The 17,492-nt window shown below is 51.0% G+C and carries 13 protein-coding genes; 12 read left to right on the forward strand and 1 reads right to left on the reverse strand.

Going from position 1 to position 17,492, the window contains the following annotated elements; all coding sequences use genetic code 11:
- The first annotated feature begins 99 nt into the window (after nucleotides 1-99).
- The 12 genes from PGL02S_RS22290 (at nucleotide 100) to PGL02S_RS22345 (ending at nucleotide 16,449) form a co-directional block, all read left to right on the forward strand.
- Complete coding sequence (locus tag PGL02S_RS22290) at nucleotides 100-1,278, forward strand: galactokinase (RefSeq protein ID WP_036642993.1); 1,179 nt, start codon at nucleotides 100-102, stop codon at nucleotides 1,276-1,278.
- A 1-nt stretch (nucleotide 1,279) separates the two neighbouring features.
- Nucleotides 1,280-2,269 (forward strand): UDP-glucose 4-epimerase GalE, encoded by a 990-nt coding sequence (galE, locus tag PGL02S_RS22295; protein ID WP_036642995.1) that lies wholly within the window; start codon nucleotides 1,280-1,282, stop codon nucleotides 2,267-2,269.
- A 19-nt stretch (nucleotides 2,270-2,288) separates the two neighbouring features.
- Complete coding sequence (locus PGL02S_RS22300) at nucleotides 2,289-3,887, forward strand: UDP-glucose--hexose-1-phosphate uridylyltransferase (RefSeq protein WP_036642997.1); 1,599 nt, start codon at nucleotides 2,289-2,291, stop codon at nucleotides 3,885-3,887.
- A gap of 167 nt (nucleotides 3,888-4,054) precedes the next feature.
- Entirely contained in the window at nucleotides 4,055-5,218 is a 1,164-nt protein-coding gene (locus tag PGL02S_RS22305) for an iron-containing alcohol dehydrogenase (RefSeq protein WP_036643000.1), read from the forward strand.
- A gap of 204 nt (nucleotides 5,219-5,422) precedes the next feature.
- Nucleotides 5,423-5,956, forward strand: coding sequence for a membrane protease regulatory membrane protein (locus PGL02S_RS22310; RefSeq protein WP_036643002.1), 534 nt, complete (start codon nucleotides 5,423-5,425; stop codon nucleotides 5,954-5,956).
- A gap of 4 nt (nucleotides 5,957-5,960) precedes the next feature.
- The gene (locus PGL02S_RS22315) at nucleotides 5,961-7,496 is read left to right on the forward strand and encodes a flotillin family protein (RefSeq protein ID WP_006208892.1); all 1,536 of its coding nucleotides are present in this window, start codon (nucleotides 5,961-5,963) and stop codon (nucleotides 7,494-7,496) included.
- A 163-nt stretch (nucleotides 7,497-7,659) separates the two neighbouring features.
- Nucleotides 7,660-8,517: a glucose PTS transporter transcription antiterminator GlcT gene (glcT, locus tag PGL02S_RS22320; RefSeq protein ID WP_036643003.1), complete on the forward strand. Its 858-nt coding sequence runs from the start codon at nucleotides 7,660-7,662 to the stop codon at nucleotides 8,515-8,517.
- Nucleotides 8,518-8,794: 277 nt separating this feature from the next.
- The gene (gene ptsG, locus PGL02S_RS22325) at nucleotides 8,795-10,876 is read left to right on the forward strand and encodes a glucose-specific PTS transporter subunit IIBC (RefSeq protein WP_036643005.1); all 2,082 of its coding nucleotides are present in this window, start codon (nucleotides 8,795-8,797) and stop codon (nucleotides 10,874-10,876) included.
- Between the two features lie 59 nt (nucleotides 10,877-10,935).
- Nucleotides 10,936-11,211 carry an HPr family phosphocarrier protein gene (locus PGL02S_RS22330; RefSeq protein WP_006208895.1) on the forward strand — a complete coding sequence of 92 codons (276 nt, stop codon included), beginning with the start codon at nucleotides 10,936-10,938 and terminating at the stop codon, nucleotides 11,209-11,211.
- A complete protein-coding gene (gene ptsP, locus PGL02S_RS22335) occupies nucleotides 11,204-12,925 on the forward strand; it encodes a phosphoenolpyruvate--protein phosphotransferase (protein ID WP_036643006.1) in 1,722 nt (573 codons plus the stop codon). Before PGL02S_RS22330 ends, ptsP begins: the two co-directional genes overlap by 8 nt.
- 339 nt (nucleotides 12,926-13,264) lie before the next feature.
- The gene (pulA, locus tag PGL02S_RS22340; RefSeq protein ID WP_228030099.1) at nucleotides 13,265-15,625 is read left to right on the forward strand and encodes a type I pullulanase; all 2,361 of its coding nucleotides are present in this window, start codon (nucleotides 13,265-13,267) and stop codon (nucleotides 15,623-15,625) included.
- Nucleotides 15,626-15,822: 197 nt separating this feature from the next.
- On the forward strand, nucleotides 15,823-16,449 hold the full coding sequence (locus PGL02S_RS22345) for a 50S ribosomal protein L25 (protein ID WP_036643008.1): 627 nt from the start codon (nucleotides 15,823-15,825) through the stop codon (nucleotides 16,447-16,449).
- 117 nt (nucleotides 16,450-16,566) lie between these two features.
- Here PGL02S_RS22345 and PGL02S_RS22350 read toward each other — a convergent pair whose 3' ends face one another.
- Nucleotides 16,567-17,448 carry a transporter substrate-binding domain-containing protein gene (locus PGL02S_RS22350; RefSeq protein WP_036643011.1) on the reverse strand — a complete coding sequence of 294 codons (882 nt, stop codon included), beginning with the start codon at nucleotides 17,446-17,448 and terminating at the stop codon, nucleotides 16,567-16,569.
- Nucleotides 17,449-17,492: the final 44 nt, after the last annotated feature.

The following is a 17,492-nucleotide window of genomic DNA, read 5'->3' on the forward strand; positions in this document are numbered from 1 at the left end:
ATCCATATGTAACACACAAGATTTCATTATCGCTAAACGAGGTTTCCATTATACTGAAGACAGTAAAACTACCATATGTACAGGATGGAGTGATGGGCAGTGACTACACAACAGCTTATGCAAAGATTCATGGACAAGCACGGAGAAAGCCGGCATGAGGTTCGGATATTTAACGCACCCGGCAGGGTGAATCTGATCGGGGAGCATCTGGACTATAACGGAGGTTACGTTCTTCCGGCAGCCTTGGAGTTTGGTACAACCTTGATTATCCGTCCGCGTGACGATAAGAAGGTAAGCTTCTCTTCAACCAATATCCCTTATGAATTAACGATCAGCCTGGACGAGGATTACCGTTACAAAAGCGATCAATGGACGGATTATCCGGTTGGAGTCATTACGGAATTGCATAAAATAGGCTCCAATCTTAGCAGCGGGTATGACCTGCTCTACCATGGGGATATTCCTAACGGCGCGGGTCTGTCTTCCTCTGCCTCCATCGAAGTGGTCACAGCCTACGCGCTCTTGAGCATGGAGGGCAAGGCAGCAGACACCGTGGAGATTGCGAAGCTCTCACAGAGAGTGGAGAACCTGTTCGTTGGCGTCAATTCCGGCATCATGGATCAATTTGCCGTGGCTAACGGCAAGCAGGATCATGCCATTCTGTTAATGTGCGATACCCTTGAGTATGAACTTGTACCGTTCCAGACGGGACCATATAAAATCGTGATTTCCAATACCAATAAACGACGGGGGCTTGTCGACTCCAAATACAATGAACGCCGAAGTGAGTGCGACCGTGCTTTGGAGATTTTGCAGAATGAGCTTCCTGCACTAACGTATCTCGCACAGCTGAACCCGGATCAATTCGTAACATTACAGGACAACATCCAGGATGAAACGGTCCGAAGACGCGCCCAGCACGTCGTGGAGGAAAACCAGCGCGTTCTTGATTCCGTGAAAGCATTGAAGGACGGGGATCTGGAATCGTTCGGTCAGTATATGAACCAGTCCCATGACTCCTTGCGTTATCTGTATGAAGTGACAGGCGATGAGCTGGACGCGCTCGTTGAGGAAGCCCAGCGCATTCCAGGAACGCTTGGTTCCCGGATGACGGGGGCCGGTTTCGGGGGCTGCACGGTGTCCTTGGTCCACGAGGATGCGGTGGAACGCTTCATAGCGGAAGTGGGGCAGCAGTATGAAAGCAGAACCGGACTGAAGCCGGATTTCTATGTATGCGGCGTTGGTCAAGGTGTGCATGAAGTGAAGGAGGGCGAATAATATGGCGATTTTAGTAACTGGCGGTGCAGGTTATATCGGTTCTCACACTGTGGCGGAACTGCTTGAGAAGGGAGAAGAGGTTGTTGTTATCGACAGTCTGGAGACGGGGCATCGCGAAGCGCTCCTTGGCGGAAAGCTGTATGTTGGCGATCTGCGCGACAAGACGCTGCTAAACCAGCTGTTCTCGGAGAATGATATCGATGCCGTTATCCACTTTGCTGCGAATTCGCTGGTCGGCGAGAGCATGAAGGACCCGGTGAAGTATTACGACAACAACGTATACGGAACGCTCTGTCTGCTGGAAGCGATGAATGAAGCTGGTGTACGCAAAATCGTCTTCTCCTCAACGGCTGCTACCTACGGTGAGCCTGAGAAGGTGCCGATTGAGGAAACGGACCGGACGCAGCCAACGAACGTGTACGGGGAAACCAAGCTGATGATGGAACGGATGATGTCCTGGTTTGATACCGTGCTCGGTGTAAAATATGTATCTCTTCGTTACTTCAACGCTGCCGGGTCCCATGCCAGCGGCTCCATCGGAGAGGATCACCGCCCGGAGAGCCATCTGATCCCGCTTGTGCTGCAAACCGCTTTGAAGCAGCGCCCAAGCATCTCCGTGTTTGGCGATGATTATTCTACGCCGGACGGAACATGCGTGCGTGACTATATCCATGTCAGCGATCTTGCGAACGCCCATCTGCGCGCGGTAGAGTATCTCCGCCGTGGGGAACCCAGCAATGTATTTAACCTCGGCAACGGGCTCGGTTTCTCGGTAAAGGAAGTCATTGAGACATCGAAGCGGGTGACGGGCGCTGACATTCCGGTTGTCATGGAGGCACGGCGTTCCGGCGACCCTGCTGTATTAGTAGCCTCTTCGGATAAAGCACGTACCGTCCTTGGATGGACGCCATCCAAAACGTCGCTTGAAGAGATCATCGATAGTGCATGGAAGTGGCACAGCAGTCATCCGCACGGTTACGGAGACAATTAATCCAAGGGGGACTACGGCGATGAAATCAGTACCATCAGGAACTCCCGAATCGAAGCAATCGAAGCAGGCTCTGCATGCAATTGAAATGCTGGTGCGATTTGCCCTGCATAAAGGCCTTATCGAGGCAGCCGATGTGGATTACAGCCGCAATCTGCTGCTGGAGGACTTCGGCTTCAGCGAGCCGTATGGCGACGAAGTGAATGAGCAGATTCCGGATGGATCCCAGGCCATGCTGGACATTTTGATCGATTACGGTGCAGCGAACGGACTCATACCGGAGAACACGGATACGTACCGGGATTTGCTGGATGCCAAAATCATGGGCCGCCTTATGGCAAGGCCTTCGGAAGTGACAGCCCGGTTTCGAGCAGCCCAGCAGGAGCAGGGGATCATTGCAGCTACACAACAGTTCTATGATCTGTGCATCGATTCCAACTACATTCGCATGGATCGGGTAGCCAAGAATGAATATTGGAGACATGCCAGCACGTACGGCGGTATGGAGATCACGATTAACCTATCCAAACCGGAGAAAAGTCCGAAGGAAATCGCTATGGCAAAGCTGCTGCCACCGCCTGTTTATCCCAAATGTCAGCTCTGCCGTGAGAATGTCGGTTATGCTGGCAGGGTCAATCATCCGGCACGGCAAAACTTGCGGATTATCCCGTTGGAGTTAAACGGAGAGCGCTGGTTCTTCCAGTATTCGCCCTATGTATACTACAACGAGCATTGCATCGTGTTCCATCATGATCATGTGCCGATGAAGCTGACCAGGGAGACGCTTGCCCGCCTCTTGAGTTTTGTGGATGCGTACCCGCATTATTTCCTCGGGTCGAATGCGGATCTCCCGATCGTGGGGGGCTCAATTCTTACGCATGATCATTTCCAAGGAGGCCGTCATTCCTTCCCGATTCAGAAAGCACCGAAGGTGGCTGGCTTCTCACATGAGGCTTATCCCGGCGTGTCCGTCAGCATCGTGAAGTGGCCGATGTCGGTTATCCGGCTGGCCTCAAGTGATCGGGAATTGCTCCTTGAATGTGCCAACAGCATCTACGAGAATTGGAAATTCTACAGTGACCCTTCGCAAGACATTGAAGCGTTCAGCGAGGTGAAGGGAGAGCGGGTCCGTCATAATACAGTTACGCCGATTGCCCGGCAAAATGACGAAGGCATCTATGAGCTGGATCTGGTGTTGCGGAACAATCGGACCAGTGAACGGCACCCCGAAGGGATTTTTCATCCTCATCGGGAGATGTTTCATATCAAGAAGGAGAATATCGGCTTGATCGAAGTTATGGGGCTGGCGATCCTGCCGGGCAGGCTCAAGGAAGAACTGGACCAAATTGCCGAGGTTCTGGCCGGGAACGAGAAACTGTACGCGGACAGTCAGGCCCCGGACCATCCGCTTGCTGTTCACGGCGATTGGATCAAAGGGCTGCGGGAACGGGGAGCCGCCCTGTCTGACAAGGCTGAGGCTATGGAGCTGATCCGCCAGGAAGTTGGCAAGAAGTTCACTACGATCCTGGAGCATGCCGGTGTGTACAAACAGACGGAAGACGGACAGCAGGCTTTTGGGCAATTTCTAAGCCATATGGGATTCCAGCGCGAGAGCATGTAGTTCTCCATGATAAAAAATATCCATTTAACTGCGTTAATAACAAAAACAGCCGGTCCTTTCCGCAGAGAGGAACGGCTGTTTGTTTTACACAGGAGGAATGGTATAAAATGAATGAGCATGCATGATTGAATAATAGCTGCGAACACGATGAGATGGAGGTAATAAATATGAGACCTTTTGTATTTCATAATCCGACTCAGTTGATATTTGGCAAGGGCAAACTGAGCGCTTTAAGTAGTGAAGTGGCCAAATACGGCCAGAATGTATTGCTAGTATACGGCGGGGGCAGCATCAAGCGCAGCGGGCTGTATGACCAGGTCATCGCGTTGCTGCAAGAAGCGAATGCTGTGGTAACAGAGCTGAGCGGAGTGGAACCGAATCCCCGTCTGTCCACGGTTCATAAGGGCGTTGAGTTGTGCCGGAAGCATAACATTGACCTCATTCTGGCTGTTGGCGGAGGAAGTGTGCTTGACTGCTCCAAGGCGATTGCCGTTGGTGCCAAATATGACGGCGACATGTGGGATTTCGTAGAGCGCAAGGCGGCTCCGCAAGGGGCTCTTCCACTCGGGACCGTGCTCACGATGGCTGCCACGGGCTCGGAGATGAATGGCGGCTCCGTTATTACCAATGAGACGACCCAGGAGAAGATGGGCTGGGGAAGCCCGCACGCCTACCCTGCATTTTCAATTCTGGATCCTGTACATACGTTCTCCCTTCCACGGGACCAAACCGTGTATGGTGTCGTTGATATTATGTCTCACGTGTTGGAACACTACTTCCATCAAGATACGAATACGCCGGTGCAAGACGGATTCTGCGAAACGATTCTTCGCACCATGATAGAGACAGCACCCAAGCTCGTAGAGGATCTGGAGAACTATGAGCTTCGTGAGACGACGATGTACTGTGGAACGATGGCCCTGAACGGCATGATCAATATGGGAATGGCGGGAGACTGGGCAACCCACAATATTGAGCATGCGGTATCTGCCGTATACGACATTCCGCATGGCGGCGGCCTGGCGATACTGTTCCCGAACTGGATGAAATACAATCTTAGCGCAGATCCTCAGCGCTTTAAATCGCTTGCTGTGAATGTGTTCGGAGTCGATCGGACAGGAAAGACCGATGAGGAGATCGGATTGGAAGGCATTGAAGCCCTTCGCAGTTTCTGGACTTCCATCGGCGCACCTAGCACATTGGGAGCTTATAATATCGACGATCGCGAGATCGAGGCTATGGCCGACAAAGCGATGCGTTTTGGACCGTTTGGCAATTTCCGCAAGCTGCAGCGCGAAGACGTTGTTGAAATTTATAAAATGTCGCTTTAATGCGCCCTGACCTGTTGCTCGCATAGCAGGGGGGAGTACGATGCAAGCCTGCCGGTTCATACCGAGCAGGCTTTTTATGATGGTGTGTGGAATATAGATATGCAGAGATTTTCATACGTTTGAGGCAAATAATTGAAACTTTAGCAAACATTTTGCCGTATTACTTGTTATACACAGTAAGGAATTCCAGAGGGGGCAATCAACATGGAAGCGTTATATTGGGGCTGTCTGATCGGAGGCGTCTTATTCGCCATCGTAACCGTGGTGCTTGGTGACATACTCAGCTCGGCACTTGACGGATTGTTGGACTTTTTGTCAGTGGATTTTTTCAATCCGGTTGTAATCGCTGGGGGAATCACCGTATTTGGCGGTACCGGAATCATGCTGATGAAATACACGAATTTGGCAGCAGGTGCCCATGTAACGCTGTCTATCCTGTCAGCTATCGTCATCTCGATTCTCGTCTACTTCGGGTATGTCAAACCGATGGAGAACAGCGAGAACTCGACAGGCTTCTCTATTAAAGAGCTGGCGGGCAGGATTGGCGTTGTGACTGTACCGCTTCCTGCGGAAGGATTTGGTGAAGTAATGGTCAAGATTGGAGCAGGCAACACCATGCACATTGCGTCCAGCTTTGATCGTCAGATCCTTCCCGCAGGTGTCCGAGTGGTAGTTATTGACGTTGTTGATGGTGTCCTGAGAGTGTCCGAACTGGAAGAACGAAAAGGAGATGATTGATTCAATGCCAGAGTACTTAGTAATTCCGTCCATTGTCGTAGCCGTTATTGTTGTGTTGGGACTTGCATTCTGGGCTCGTTACAAAACGGTGAGTCCGGATGAAGCGATGATTGTAACCGGTTCATTCCTGGGGAGCAAAAATTTATCGGAGGATGAATCCGGCCGCAAAATCAAAATCGTACGCGGCGGCGGCGCTTTTATACTACCCGTATTTCAACGTTCCGAATTCGTATCGCTCTTATCCCATAAGCTGGATGTCATGACCCCTGAAGTGTACACGGAGCAGGGCGTACCGGTGATGGCCGATGGGGTTGCCATTATTAAAGTTGGAAGCTCCATTGAAGACGTGGCGACCGCAGCCGAGCAGTTCATGGGCAAGCCGATTGAAGCGCTGAAAGGCGAAGCCCAGGAAGTGCTTGAGGGTCATCTGCGTGCCATTCTGGGTTCGATGACGGTGGAGGAAGTATACCGTAACCGCGACAAGTTTGCGCAGGAGGTTCAAGGCGTTGCGGCAAGAGATTTGAAGAAGATGGGTCTGCAGATCGTATCCTTCACCATTAAGGACGTTCGCGATAAGCATGGATACCTGGAAGCACTGGGTAAGCCGCGGATTGCCACGGTGAAGCGGGATGCAGAGATTGCCGAAGCCGAAGCGGTTCGGGATGCGCGGATTCAGAAAGCCCGTGCGGAAGAAGAAGGACAGAAGGCCGAGGTCGTTCGCGATACCAATATCGCGGAAGCTGAGAAGGAAAGAGAACTGAAGGTCGCTTCCTTTAAGAAGGAGCAGGATACGGCGAAGGCGGAAGCCGACCAGGCATACCATATCCAGGAAGCCCGTGCCAGACAAACAGTAGTTGAAGAGCAGATGAAGGTCGAGCTCGTTCGCAAGGAACGTGAAATCGATCTTCAGGAAAAAGAAATCATGGTGCGCGAGAAGCAGTATGATGCGGACGTGAAGAAAAAAGCCGAAGCGGATCGCTACGCGGTGGAGCAGGCAGCCGAAGCGGATAAAGCCCGCAAGATGCGCGAAGCGGATGCCGTGCAGTACTCCATCGAGACACAGGCAAAAGCTTCTGCCGAACAGAAGCGCCTGGATGGTATGGCGGTCGCTGATGCAGAGCGTGCAAAAGGTACGGCAGAAGCTGAAGTCATTCGTCTTCGGGGTATTGCCGAAGCCGATGCCAAAGAAAAACTTGCCGAAGCGTTCCAGAAGTTCGGAGAAGCTGCGGTGCTCGACATCATTGTAAAAATGCTGCCTGAGCTTGCTGGCAAGATTGCTCAGCCAATCTCGTCCATCGATAAGCTGACGGTTGTCGATACAGGCAAAGGAGAGGGAGCGGCTCGCGTGAGCAATTATGTGACCGAGCTTATGTCTACGGCGCCTGAAATGCTGAAGAGCGTATCGGGAATTGATGTGGAAGAGCTGATCAAGGGATTGACCAAGAAACCAGCCGCTGTCCATAAGTCGGTTGCGGTTGAGCCGGAGCTCGTGCCAGTGCCGGTTCCTGTAGAAACAAGCGCAGCGAAGGAAGAATCATAATCGTTTAAACGCAGTTAGATGCGATTTGGATCGGGGTATGTGTGTTGACAGGCAGTGGCACAGCACCTTGAATGCATTGGCAACCACAAATGATTTTGCTGTGCTCTCATATTTCTGATAAGATATCCGAGTATACGCGTTTGAATCAAAAAGAGGTGCGAATGTGAGTTGCTTACAAGTGGCTAAAGTGTTGAACAACAATGTAATCATAGCGCGGCATCCTCAGCACGGGGAGGTTGTTGTCATCGGCAAGGGAATTGGCTTTAATCGCCGGAATAAAGACAGCATCCCGGCCTCCGCTGCCGAGAAAATGTTCATTTTGACTAAACCGGAGGAGCAGGAGCAGTATAAGCAGCTGGTGCCTCATATCGATGAGAAGCTGATTGAGGCGATGAATGATATTATTCTGAATGCTGAGAAATCCAGTGAGGCTCCTCTGAATGAGCATATCCACATTGCGTTGACCGACCATATCGCATTTGCTATTAAACGTCACGCCCAGGGGCTTTATATTCATAATCCTTTCTTATATGAAACCCGCGAGATGTATCCTGAAGAGTATGAAATGGCAGAATACGCAGTCCGTACCATTCGGGATAAACTCGGGGTGGATCTGGGTCAAGAGGAAATCGGATTTATAGCCCTTCATTTTCATGGCGCTCTTACAAACCAGCATATTTCGGAAGTTCGCAAGCATTCGGAGCTGATCGCGGATCTCGTACATACCGTGGAACAGCAGATGGATTATGCCATACCGAAGGATACGCTGGATTATTCCCGCCTGTTGACTCATCTTCGGTTCGCTCTGGAGCGGATAAGGCGGGGGGAAGCGGTGAATGAGACGAGTTCGCTGGACGGTCTTCTGAAGCGTGAATATCCTGAGACGTATTCCTTGGCGTGGAAGCTGACGAAGATCATGGAGCAGCGGCTGAAGAAGCCTGTCTATCCAGCAGAGGCTGGTTATCTGACCATTCATCTGGAGCGCCTGGTGCAGCGCAAAGGCCAGAACGAGCAAATGTGAAGATTTTATTAAGTCCTCTTCATGTGGTTGCAACGATAAATGAACGATGTTACAATACGATCAGTTATCAAGTAAAACATCAAATTAACGTGTAACTGATTCGATCAGGCATGAGTACAGCAGGAAATTGGTTGTAATTACCCATTTTTGGGTAATCTAATCCATGAGATTAGACTACCATTTCCCGTGGTTACTCATGCCTTTTTTGGTTTGTTTGTTTTACTGTGCCTTTTACATTCAGCTTGTGACAACAACTAGACAGAGGGTGAGAAACTTCATGTTCAAACGGCTTTTTGGCGTACTGCAAAGGGTTGGTAAAGCTCTGATGCTGCCAGTGGCAATATTGCCGGCGGCCGGACTTTTGCTGGGTCTTGGAAATATGCTGGTTAACCCCGATTTCCTGCAGTACGCTCCATGGCTGAACGCAGCTTGGGTGCAAGCGGCTGCAACCGTCATGATGAACGCGGGTCAAATCGTGTTCACGAATTTATCTCTGCTGTTCGCTGTCGGCGTTGCCGTCGGCTTAGCCGGCGGGGAAGGTGTGGCCGGACTTGCCGCCATCATTGGTTACCTGGTTATGAACGTAACCATGGGAAGTGTCATTGGCGTGACGCCATCGATGATCGGCACGAATTACGAATATGCCAGCGTACTGGGCATTCCGACACTGGCAACCGGAGTATTTGGCGGGATCATCGTCGGTATATTGGCTGCAAGCATGTACCGGCGATTTTACAAAATAGAGCTTCCGTCATATCTGGGCTTTTTTGCAGGAAAACGGTTTGTCCCGATTATGACAGCCGCAACCTCGGTGTTGCTTGGTCTGTTGATGGTGTTTATATGGCCACCGATTCAGTCGGCGCTTAACACGGCATCCCATTTCATGCTGGAGCAAAATTTGACGCTGTCCGCTTTTGTGTTCGGCGTTGTGGAACGCGGATTGATTCCATTCGGTCTGCACCACATTTTTTACTCCCCATTCTGGTTTGAGTTCGGTGAATATGTGAACCAGGCAGGTCAAATGGTACGCGGTGATCAGAATATATTCATGGCTCAGCTTCGGGACGGCGTGGAGTTTACCGCGGGTACATTCATGACGGGGAAATATCCGTTTATGATGTTTGGTCTTCCTGCGGCCGCCCTGGCCATCTATCATGAAGCAAGACCAGAGAACAAAAAGCTTGTAGCAGGTATTATGGGGTCTGCTGCACTGACCTCCTTCTTGACAGGAATCACGGAGCCACTTGAGTTCTCATTCCTGTTTGTGGCGCCGATCCTGTTCGCCGTGCATGCTCTGTTTGCGGGTCTTTCCTTCATGACGATGCATATTCTGGACACAAAGATTGGCATGACCTTCTCCGGCGGCCTGATCGATTACATGATATTCGGTGTCATTCCGAATCGGACGCCATGGTGGAATGTGCTCATCGTTGGTGTTATCATGGCATTGATCTATTACTTTGGGTTCCGTTTTGTCATTCGGAAATTCAATCTGAGAACACCGGGCCGGGAGGAAGCATCTGCATCGGCTGCGGAGTCCGGATCCGGGTCAGCAGGGGGAAGCAGTAAAGATGATCTGCCGCTTCACATTCTGACTGCACTTGGAGGCCAGTCGAACATCGCGCATCTGGATGCATGTATTACCCGTCTCCGCGTTGAGGTGAAGGAGAAGGGCAGTGTTGACAAGGTTAGGCTGAAGCAGCTCGGTGCGTCAGGCGTGCTGGAGGTGGGGAATAATATCCAGGCGATATTTGGAACCCGCTCCGATACGATTAAGTCTCAAATTCAGGACATTATGTCCGGAATAACACCGTCCTCGGCACCTCAAGCAGCCCCAGCAGAAAGCAGAGCGGCAGCCAGTGAGGAATTCCAGGCGGCTCAGGATGGCGAGACGCTTGTGATGGAGGAGGTTGTATCCCCTGTCGACGGAGAGTTGGTGGATATCTCCCACGTGCCTGACCCTGTGTTCGCAGAACGCATGACCGGGGATGGGTTTGCGGTTATTCCTCACAACGGAACCATTACTTCTCCTGTGAAAGGAACGGTATTTAATGTGTTCCCTAGTAAGCACGCTGTCGGCATTATGTCCGATGGCGGCAAAGAAGTCCTTGTCCATATCGGTGTCAACACGGTTAAGCTGAAGGGGCAGGGATTTGAAGTTCTTGTACAGGAAGGCGATTCGGTATCCGCGGGCCAACCAATCATGCAGGTGGATCTGGAATATGTGAAGGAGAATGCAAAATCGATTATTTCTCCTATTATTTTCTCGAATCTGCCGGAAGGTGCTTCTGTGAAGCTGAACAAGACGGGTGAAGTAAAACGTGGCGAACAAGGAATCATAACCATAACGAAACCTTAGCCCAACATGGATATTAAGGAATCATAAAAAAATAACTTTACGAAAGTAGGATGATGAACATGCAACAAACATTCAGAATTATTGACGAAGATGGAATCCACGCACGCCCGGCAACAGCATTGGTAAACACAGCTAATAAATTTCAAGACACGAATTCATTCGCTGAAGCTAACGGCAAAAAAGTAACACTGAAATCCATTCTGGGCGTTCTGTCTCTTGGACTGGAGCAAGGTGACACTTTGACACTGATCACAGAAGGCGGCAATGAGAGCGAGGCGCTTACAGCACTTCAAGAAGTGATGGTGAACGAAGGGTTAGGAGAGGTTCATGAATAATCTGAAAGGAATCGCGGCATCTGCGGGCATCGCGATTGCACGGGCGTTTACACTTGAGCATCCTGACTATTCGGTCACCGAAAAGCAAGTGACGGATACGGATGCCGAGCTCGCGAAGCTGGATGCAGCACTGGCTCAGTCTCAGGCTGAGCTCGAGGCGATCAAAGCCCGCACACTTCAGGAGCTCGGGGAGAAGAAGGCGGAGATTTTCGAATCTCACCTTCTCATCCTGAATGACCCGGAACTGATTGAGCCGGTCAAGGCGAAAATCGCTTCCGAATCGGTTAATGCTGAGTTTGCATTGAATGAAACGGCTACCCAATTCATTCAAATGTTCGAGAACATGAAGAGTGCCTATTTGCAGGAGCGGGCGGCCGATATGCGCGATGTAACCAAACGGATTCTCAAGCATCTGCTGGGACTGAATTATGTCAGCCCTTCGGAGATCAGCGAAGAAGTCATCGTGGTTGCAGAAGACCTGACTCCGTCGGATACGGCACAGCTGAACCGCAAGTACGTTAAGGGATTCACTACGAATATCGGCGGACGTACCTCGCATTCGGCCATCATGGCCCGTTCCCTTGAAATTCCGGCCGTTGTCGGAACGAAGAACGTGCTCTCCTCGGTTCAAAACGGGGATTGGATCATCGTTGATGGACTTGAAGGGGATGTCATTATTAATCCTACTGAAGCTATCTTGGAGCAATACCGTGCGAAGCAGGAAGCCTACGCCAAACAGATCGAGGAGTGGAAGAAACTTCGCTCTGAACCGACCGTGTCCAAGGACGGAATCCATGTGGAGTTGGCTGCCAACATCGGGACACCGAATGACGTAGCTGGCGTACTGGATAATGGCGGGGAAGCAGTAGGACTGTACCGTACCGAGTTCTTGTACATGGGCAGAGACAAACTTCCTTCGGAAGAGATCCAATATGTCGCTTATAAATCGGTTTTGGAAAAAATGGAAGGCAAACCGGTTGTTGTCCGTACCCTCGATATCGGCGGGGACAAGGAGCTGCCATATCTGGATCTGCCGAAGGAAATGAATCCGTTCCTCGGATTCCGCGCCGTAAGGCTGTGCCTGGACCGTCAGGATATCTTCAGAACACAGCTGCGCGCGCTGCTGCGTGCGAGCGTCCACGGCAACCTGCGCATCATGTTTCCAATGATAGCGACACTGAGTGAATTCCGTGAAGCGAAAGCTCTTTTGGAAGAAGAGAAGGCCAAGCTTGTGAGCGAAGGCACTCCGGTATCCGAGGAGATTCAGCTGGGGATCATGGTGGAGATTCCATCCACCGCCGTGCTGGCCGATCAGTTTGCCAAAGAGGTTGATTTCTTCAGCATCGGAACCAATGACCTTATTCAGTATACGATGGCGGCTGACCGCATGAATGAACGGGTGGCCTATCTGTACCAGCCATACAATCCGGCGATTCTGCGATTGGTCAAAATGGTCATCGATGCCGCTCATCGCGAGGGTCGCTGGGTTGGGATGTGCGGTGAAATGGCTGGTGACTCTACAGCGATTCCGATTCTGCTCGGTCTGGGTCTGGATGAGTTCAGCATGAGCGCCACATCCATTCTGCCAGCGCGCAGCCAGATCGGGAAGCTGTCCCGCAGCGATATGCAGGCCCTCGCAGCCAAAGCGCTCGAGATGGGTACCGCAGAGGAAGTTGTATCTCTGGTCGAATCCATAGAGGCTGCAGCCGAATAAGGCGGATGAGCCTGATCGAAGAATTTGGAACACCTGATGAAGCACCGGGTTTTCTCTAGGGACTCTACAAAACTTTTTCCACGTTTAAATATATGACCTTGATAACATCTGTCCATTGGGCAGATGTTTTTTTTGATCAAAAGAAAGACAGCTGGCATAATTGCTAGTATAATAGCCTAAATATATAGTGATTTGGCTTCAAACCCAAACCAAATCAGGGCTTTTGGCATACCATGATATATGAAAGCGTTCTAAAATTCATGTGCTAGAGGTCTGTCTTATGATTCAGGCGCCCATACTAGGAAGTAAATCTACTTAAAAGTGACGGTGATGATGAGTATGGACATGATCAAGAGCTGCACGAGTCTGAAGCTGGGAGCGATTTATCGCAGAGAAGGGACTGCCTTTTTGGTGTGGGCTCCGGATGCGGTTCATGTGTCGCTGGCTTTGTATGAAGGTGCAGGAGAGTATGATCCTCAGGGGTTCGTGACAGATCACGAGGGCGGTACCTTATACGGTATGGACCGGAATGATGAAGGTGTATGGTCGACTAAAGTGAACGGGGATCTGCATGGAACCTATTACATGTTCAAAATCGAGTCAACGGACGGCACTGTCCGTTATGCCGTTGACCCTTATGCAACAGCCGTCTCGGCTAATGGCAGCCGCGGCGCTGTAATTGATCTGGCAAAAAGCAATCCTCCAGGCTGGGAGCTGGATGTTAGACCCGAGCTGCTTAAGCCTACGGATTCGGTGCTCTACGAACTGCATGTACGCGATTTCTCGATCCATGCCGATTCGGGAATGAAATATAGAGGAAAGTATAAGGCTTTTACAGAGGGCGGCCTGCGGGATATGGGCGGGAACGCGGTTGGGCTGGATCATCTTGAAGAATTGGGCGTAACGCATGTGCACCTGCTGCCGATATTTGACTTTAGAACGGTTAACGAGCTGGATGGATATGCAACAGGCCATTTGAGTCGAGAGTATAACTGGGGATACGATCCGCAGAATTACAATGTGCCTGAAGGATCGTATGCCACAGACCCCACAGATCCTGCCTCACGCATTCGGGAGCTGAAGGAAATGGTCCTGGCTCTGCATTCGAGGGGAATCCGTGTCGTGATGGATGTGGTTTACAACCATACGTATACAGTGGATGATGGTCCCTTTGAACGATTGGCTCCGGGGTATTTCTACCGGAAGGACGTAAGCGGTGCCCTGTCGAATGGCTCCGGCGTAGGGAATGAGCTGGCTACGGAGAAACCAATGGTGCGCAAATATATTAAGGATTCTCTAAGATACTGGGCCGAAGAATTTCATATCGACGGATTTCGGTTTGACCTGATGGCTTTGATCGATACCACTACGATGAGAGAGATTGTAAGCGAGCTACGTCATGAGGTGGATAACTCTCTTCTGTTTTATGGTGAACCCTGGACAGGGGGAATGAGCCCGCTGACGGAGCAGACCGTCAAGGGAAGTCAGCGTGATCAAGGCTTTGCTGTATTCAATGATCATTTCCGGCATGCCATCAAGGGCGACAATGACGGGCGGGGCCGGGGGTTTGCTACTGGCGAGCCGTGGTATGAAGGGGCTGTTGTGGAAGGGATGATGGGGTCCATCCATGATTTTGCCCTTCATCCGAGCGAGACGGTTAATTACGTCACAGTTCACGATAATTTAAACCTGTGGGACAAAATCTTAATTGCAGAAGGGATGGAGCAGCAGGCGGGTTTGCTGCATCTGATGGACGGGAAGCTGCCAGACGGCGGCGATGTATGGCAGGCAACGGCTGCTTCAAATCCATATGCCGGTGTATCGGATGAAGATGTGATGCGGGCAGTGCCTGTTCGCCGCAGCTTGCTGGCTAATGGCATCGTGCTTCTCTCCCAGGGGATTCCCCTGCTGCATGCCGGTGATGAGCTGCTTCGCACGAAATTCGGCGATCATAACAGCTACCGCAGCGGGGACGCCATTAATGCGATCCGCTGGAGCAACAAACAACGCTTCAGACCCGTCTTTGACTATTACAAGGGTCTTATCGCCCTGCGGAAAGCCCACCCGGCATTTCGTATGACCACAAGAGAAGAGATCGAAGAGTATATGGAGGTGCTGCGCAGCAGCGACCGGATTATCGCCTACCGGCTCATGAATAGTGCTGCAGGTGACAGCTGGAGCCAGATCGTGGTTGTCGTTAACGGGAATGAACATGAAATGACGGTTGATCTCCCGCCGACCCTGTATCGCTGGAATATCGTTGTGAATGAACAACATGCAGGAACCGAGACGATTGAGACGTCGGATCAAGGGGCCGTCACCGTGCCAGGACTATCCCTGATGGTTTTATATGAGGATAGAACCGAAATGAAGAAGGGGCTCGTCACCGTTGAGGTTGAGTACGAGAGACGTGACCAGGCGTATGATGGCTGGAACGTATGGGTATGGGGAACGGGTGTACAGGATGGCAGTGTGCTGTTTACCCAGGGCAGCAGCGGTAAAGCCCGGGTGGTCTTCCATGTCGCTTCCGGAACCAAGCGGGTCGGCTGCATCGTCAGGCTTAACGATTGGGAGGATCGGGAAGGCGAGAATGACTGGTTTATCGATATTCCGCCAGATGAAGTGGAAGTCCGGTTTTCACTTCGAAGCGGGAAGGACGAAGGATTCAACAAGAAAGGTCAGCGGGATATGGCCAGTTGAAACATCTTCAGCGCAAAAAAATAAGGAGCCTCCTTTTCATTTTTGAAGAGGGGGCTCCCGTTTTTATATTTTCAAAAGGGGTACCATGTATTACCCTCTGACTTGAATTGCAAAACATCTTTTTTGCATGATTAGTTAGCAGCTAAATAGGGTAATAATGAGATAGACTTTGTTTTCGATAAAGGAGGATGTCACTCATGTCAAAAGGAAACAACGTTCAACTCAAAGCCGATGTTCGAAATGAATTTACGCGGGCTTCTCGCCGTGTGCTTCGTGAGAATGGTGGAATTCCCGGTGTCGTATACGGTGCGGGCGAGGAAAGCATCCCTGTAGCTGTTGATTTCAAAGATACGTCCAAGCTGTTCCATACGGGCCGCTCAGAGGTGTTCCAGCTTGATATTCCAGGCTCCGGTAAAATCCCGGTGTTGATTAAGGACATTCAGAAGAGACGCGGCAATGTCTCCCATGTGGACTTCCTGCGGATCTCGATGAACAAGCCGGTTCGCGTCAGCATTGGAGTGGATTTTCAGGGGACTGCTGTCGGCACCAAGTCGGGCGGTATTCTGCAAACCCAGCTGAATGCGATAGACGTAGAAGGATTGCCGGGTGATTTGCCTTCGACCCTTGAAGTGGATGTATCCGCTCTGGAGATTGGGGACAAACTCACCGTTGCGGATATCAAAGTGCCGAAGGGCATTACCTTACACGCATCGGAGGAGGAAGTGCTGGCAAGTGTCATCGTGCCCCGCGCTGTGGAGGCTGCAGAGACCGAGAACGCAGGTACTGAGGAAGCGAATGCGGAAGAGACAACCGAAGAATCCTAATATGCACGATAAAAAGACGCCTGCTTTGCTGGTAACCAGCGGAGCAGGCGTCTTTTTTTGGTGAGATGACAATTTCGAAAGTGGTGCATGGTTATCCTCAAGATTCACTAGCCATTTTTACTTATTCTTGCGATCATGAATGCCTTTGTAACTTGATGGAGCATCTCCAAAGTATTTGTTCCATATGGTCAGATAGGTTCCGTCCTGCTGCATGGTAGCCAGAGCGTTATCAACGGCGGCTACGAGATCCGGATTGCCTTTTACGAAGGCGGCAGAGACCTCGAACGCCTGGTTGGCCGATTGAACGGTAGTAACCGGCATATCCGGAAACTGCTGCTTCAGGTTGGTCACAGACAGCGGGTCTGAAATTATGGCGTCAAGCTCGCTCCTTGCGAGCATACGGGCTGCGTCATATATATATTTGACCGGAACGATTATCGCCCCATGTTTCTTGGCAATATCATTATAGGTTCCTGTTGGGTTCAGACCAACGCGCTTTCCCTTAATATCCGGGAAGGTACGGACCTGATCTTCGTCTGAACGCACGAGCAGAACCGGAGTAGAGGACAGATAAGCTACGGAGAAATCATAAAGTGCCCTCCGGTCGGGGCGGTCTTCGATTTGGTTAAATACCGCATCATATTTGCCTTCCGTTAAACCCGGCAGCAGATTCTTCCACTCGGTTTCCACAAATTCTGCCTTTAATTCCATATGACGTGCAACCTCTTCGGCAACCTCCACATCAAACCCGGTTAGTCTTCCACCTGTTCCATGGTAGCTGAAGGGGGGATAATCCCGTTCTGTCGCAATTCGCAAGGTTCCGCGCTCCACGGCATTCCGAAGCAGGTAGCCGGTGTTCACCCGGTACGGATTTACACCCATATTCGGGGTTGGCACCCGGTCGTTGCTGTTGACCGTACATCCGGCAAGCATAATGGAACCGATCAGTGTGAACAGGGAGAGCAAACGGATACGTTGTATCGATTTTGTTCCGCGCATGACGCCCAAACCATCCTTTCTTTATTCAAGGTCCTTCGAGGCCC

This window comes from Paenibacillus glucanolyticus NBRC 15330 (assembly GCF_004000885.1).
Classification (GTDB): Bacteria; Bacillota; Bacilli; order Paenibacillales; family Paenibacillaceae; genus Paenibacillus_AQ; species Paenibacillus_AQ glucanolyticus.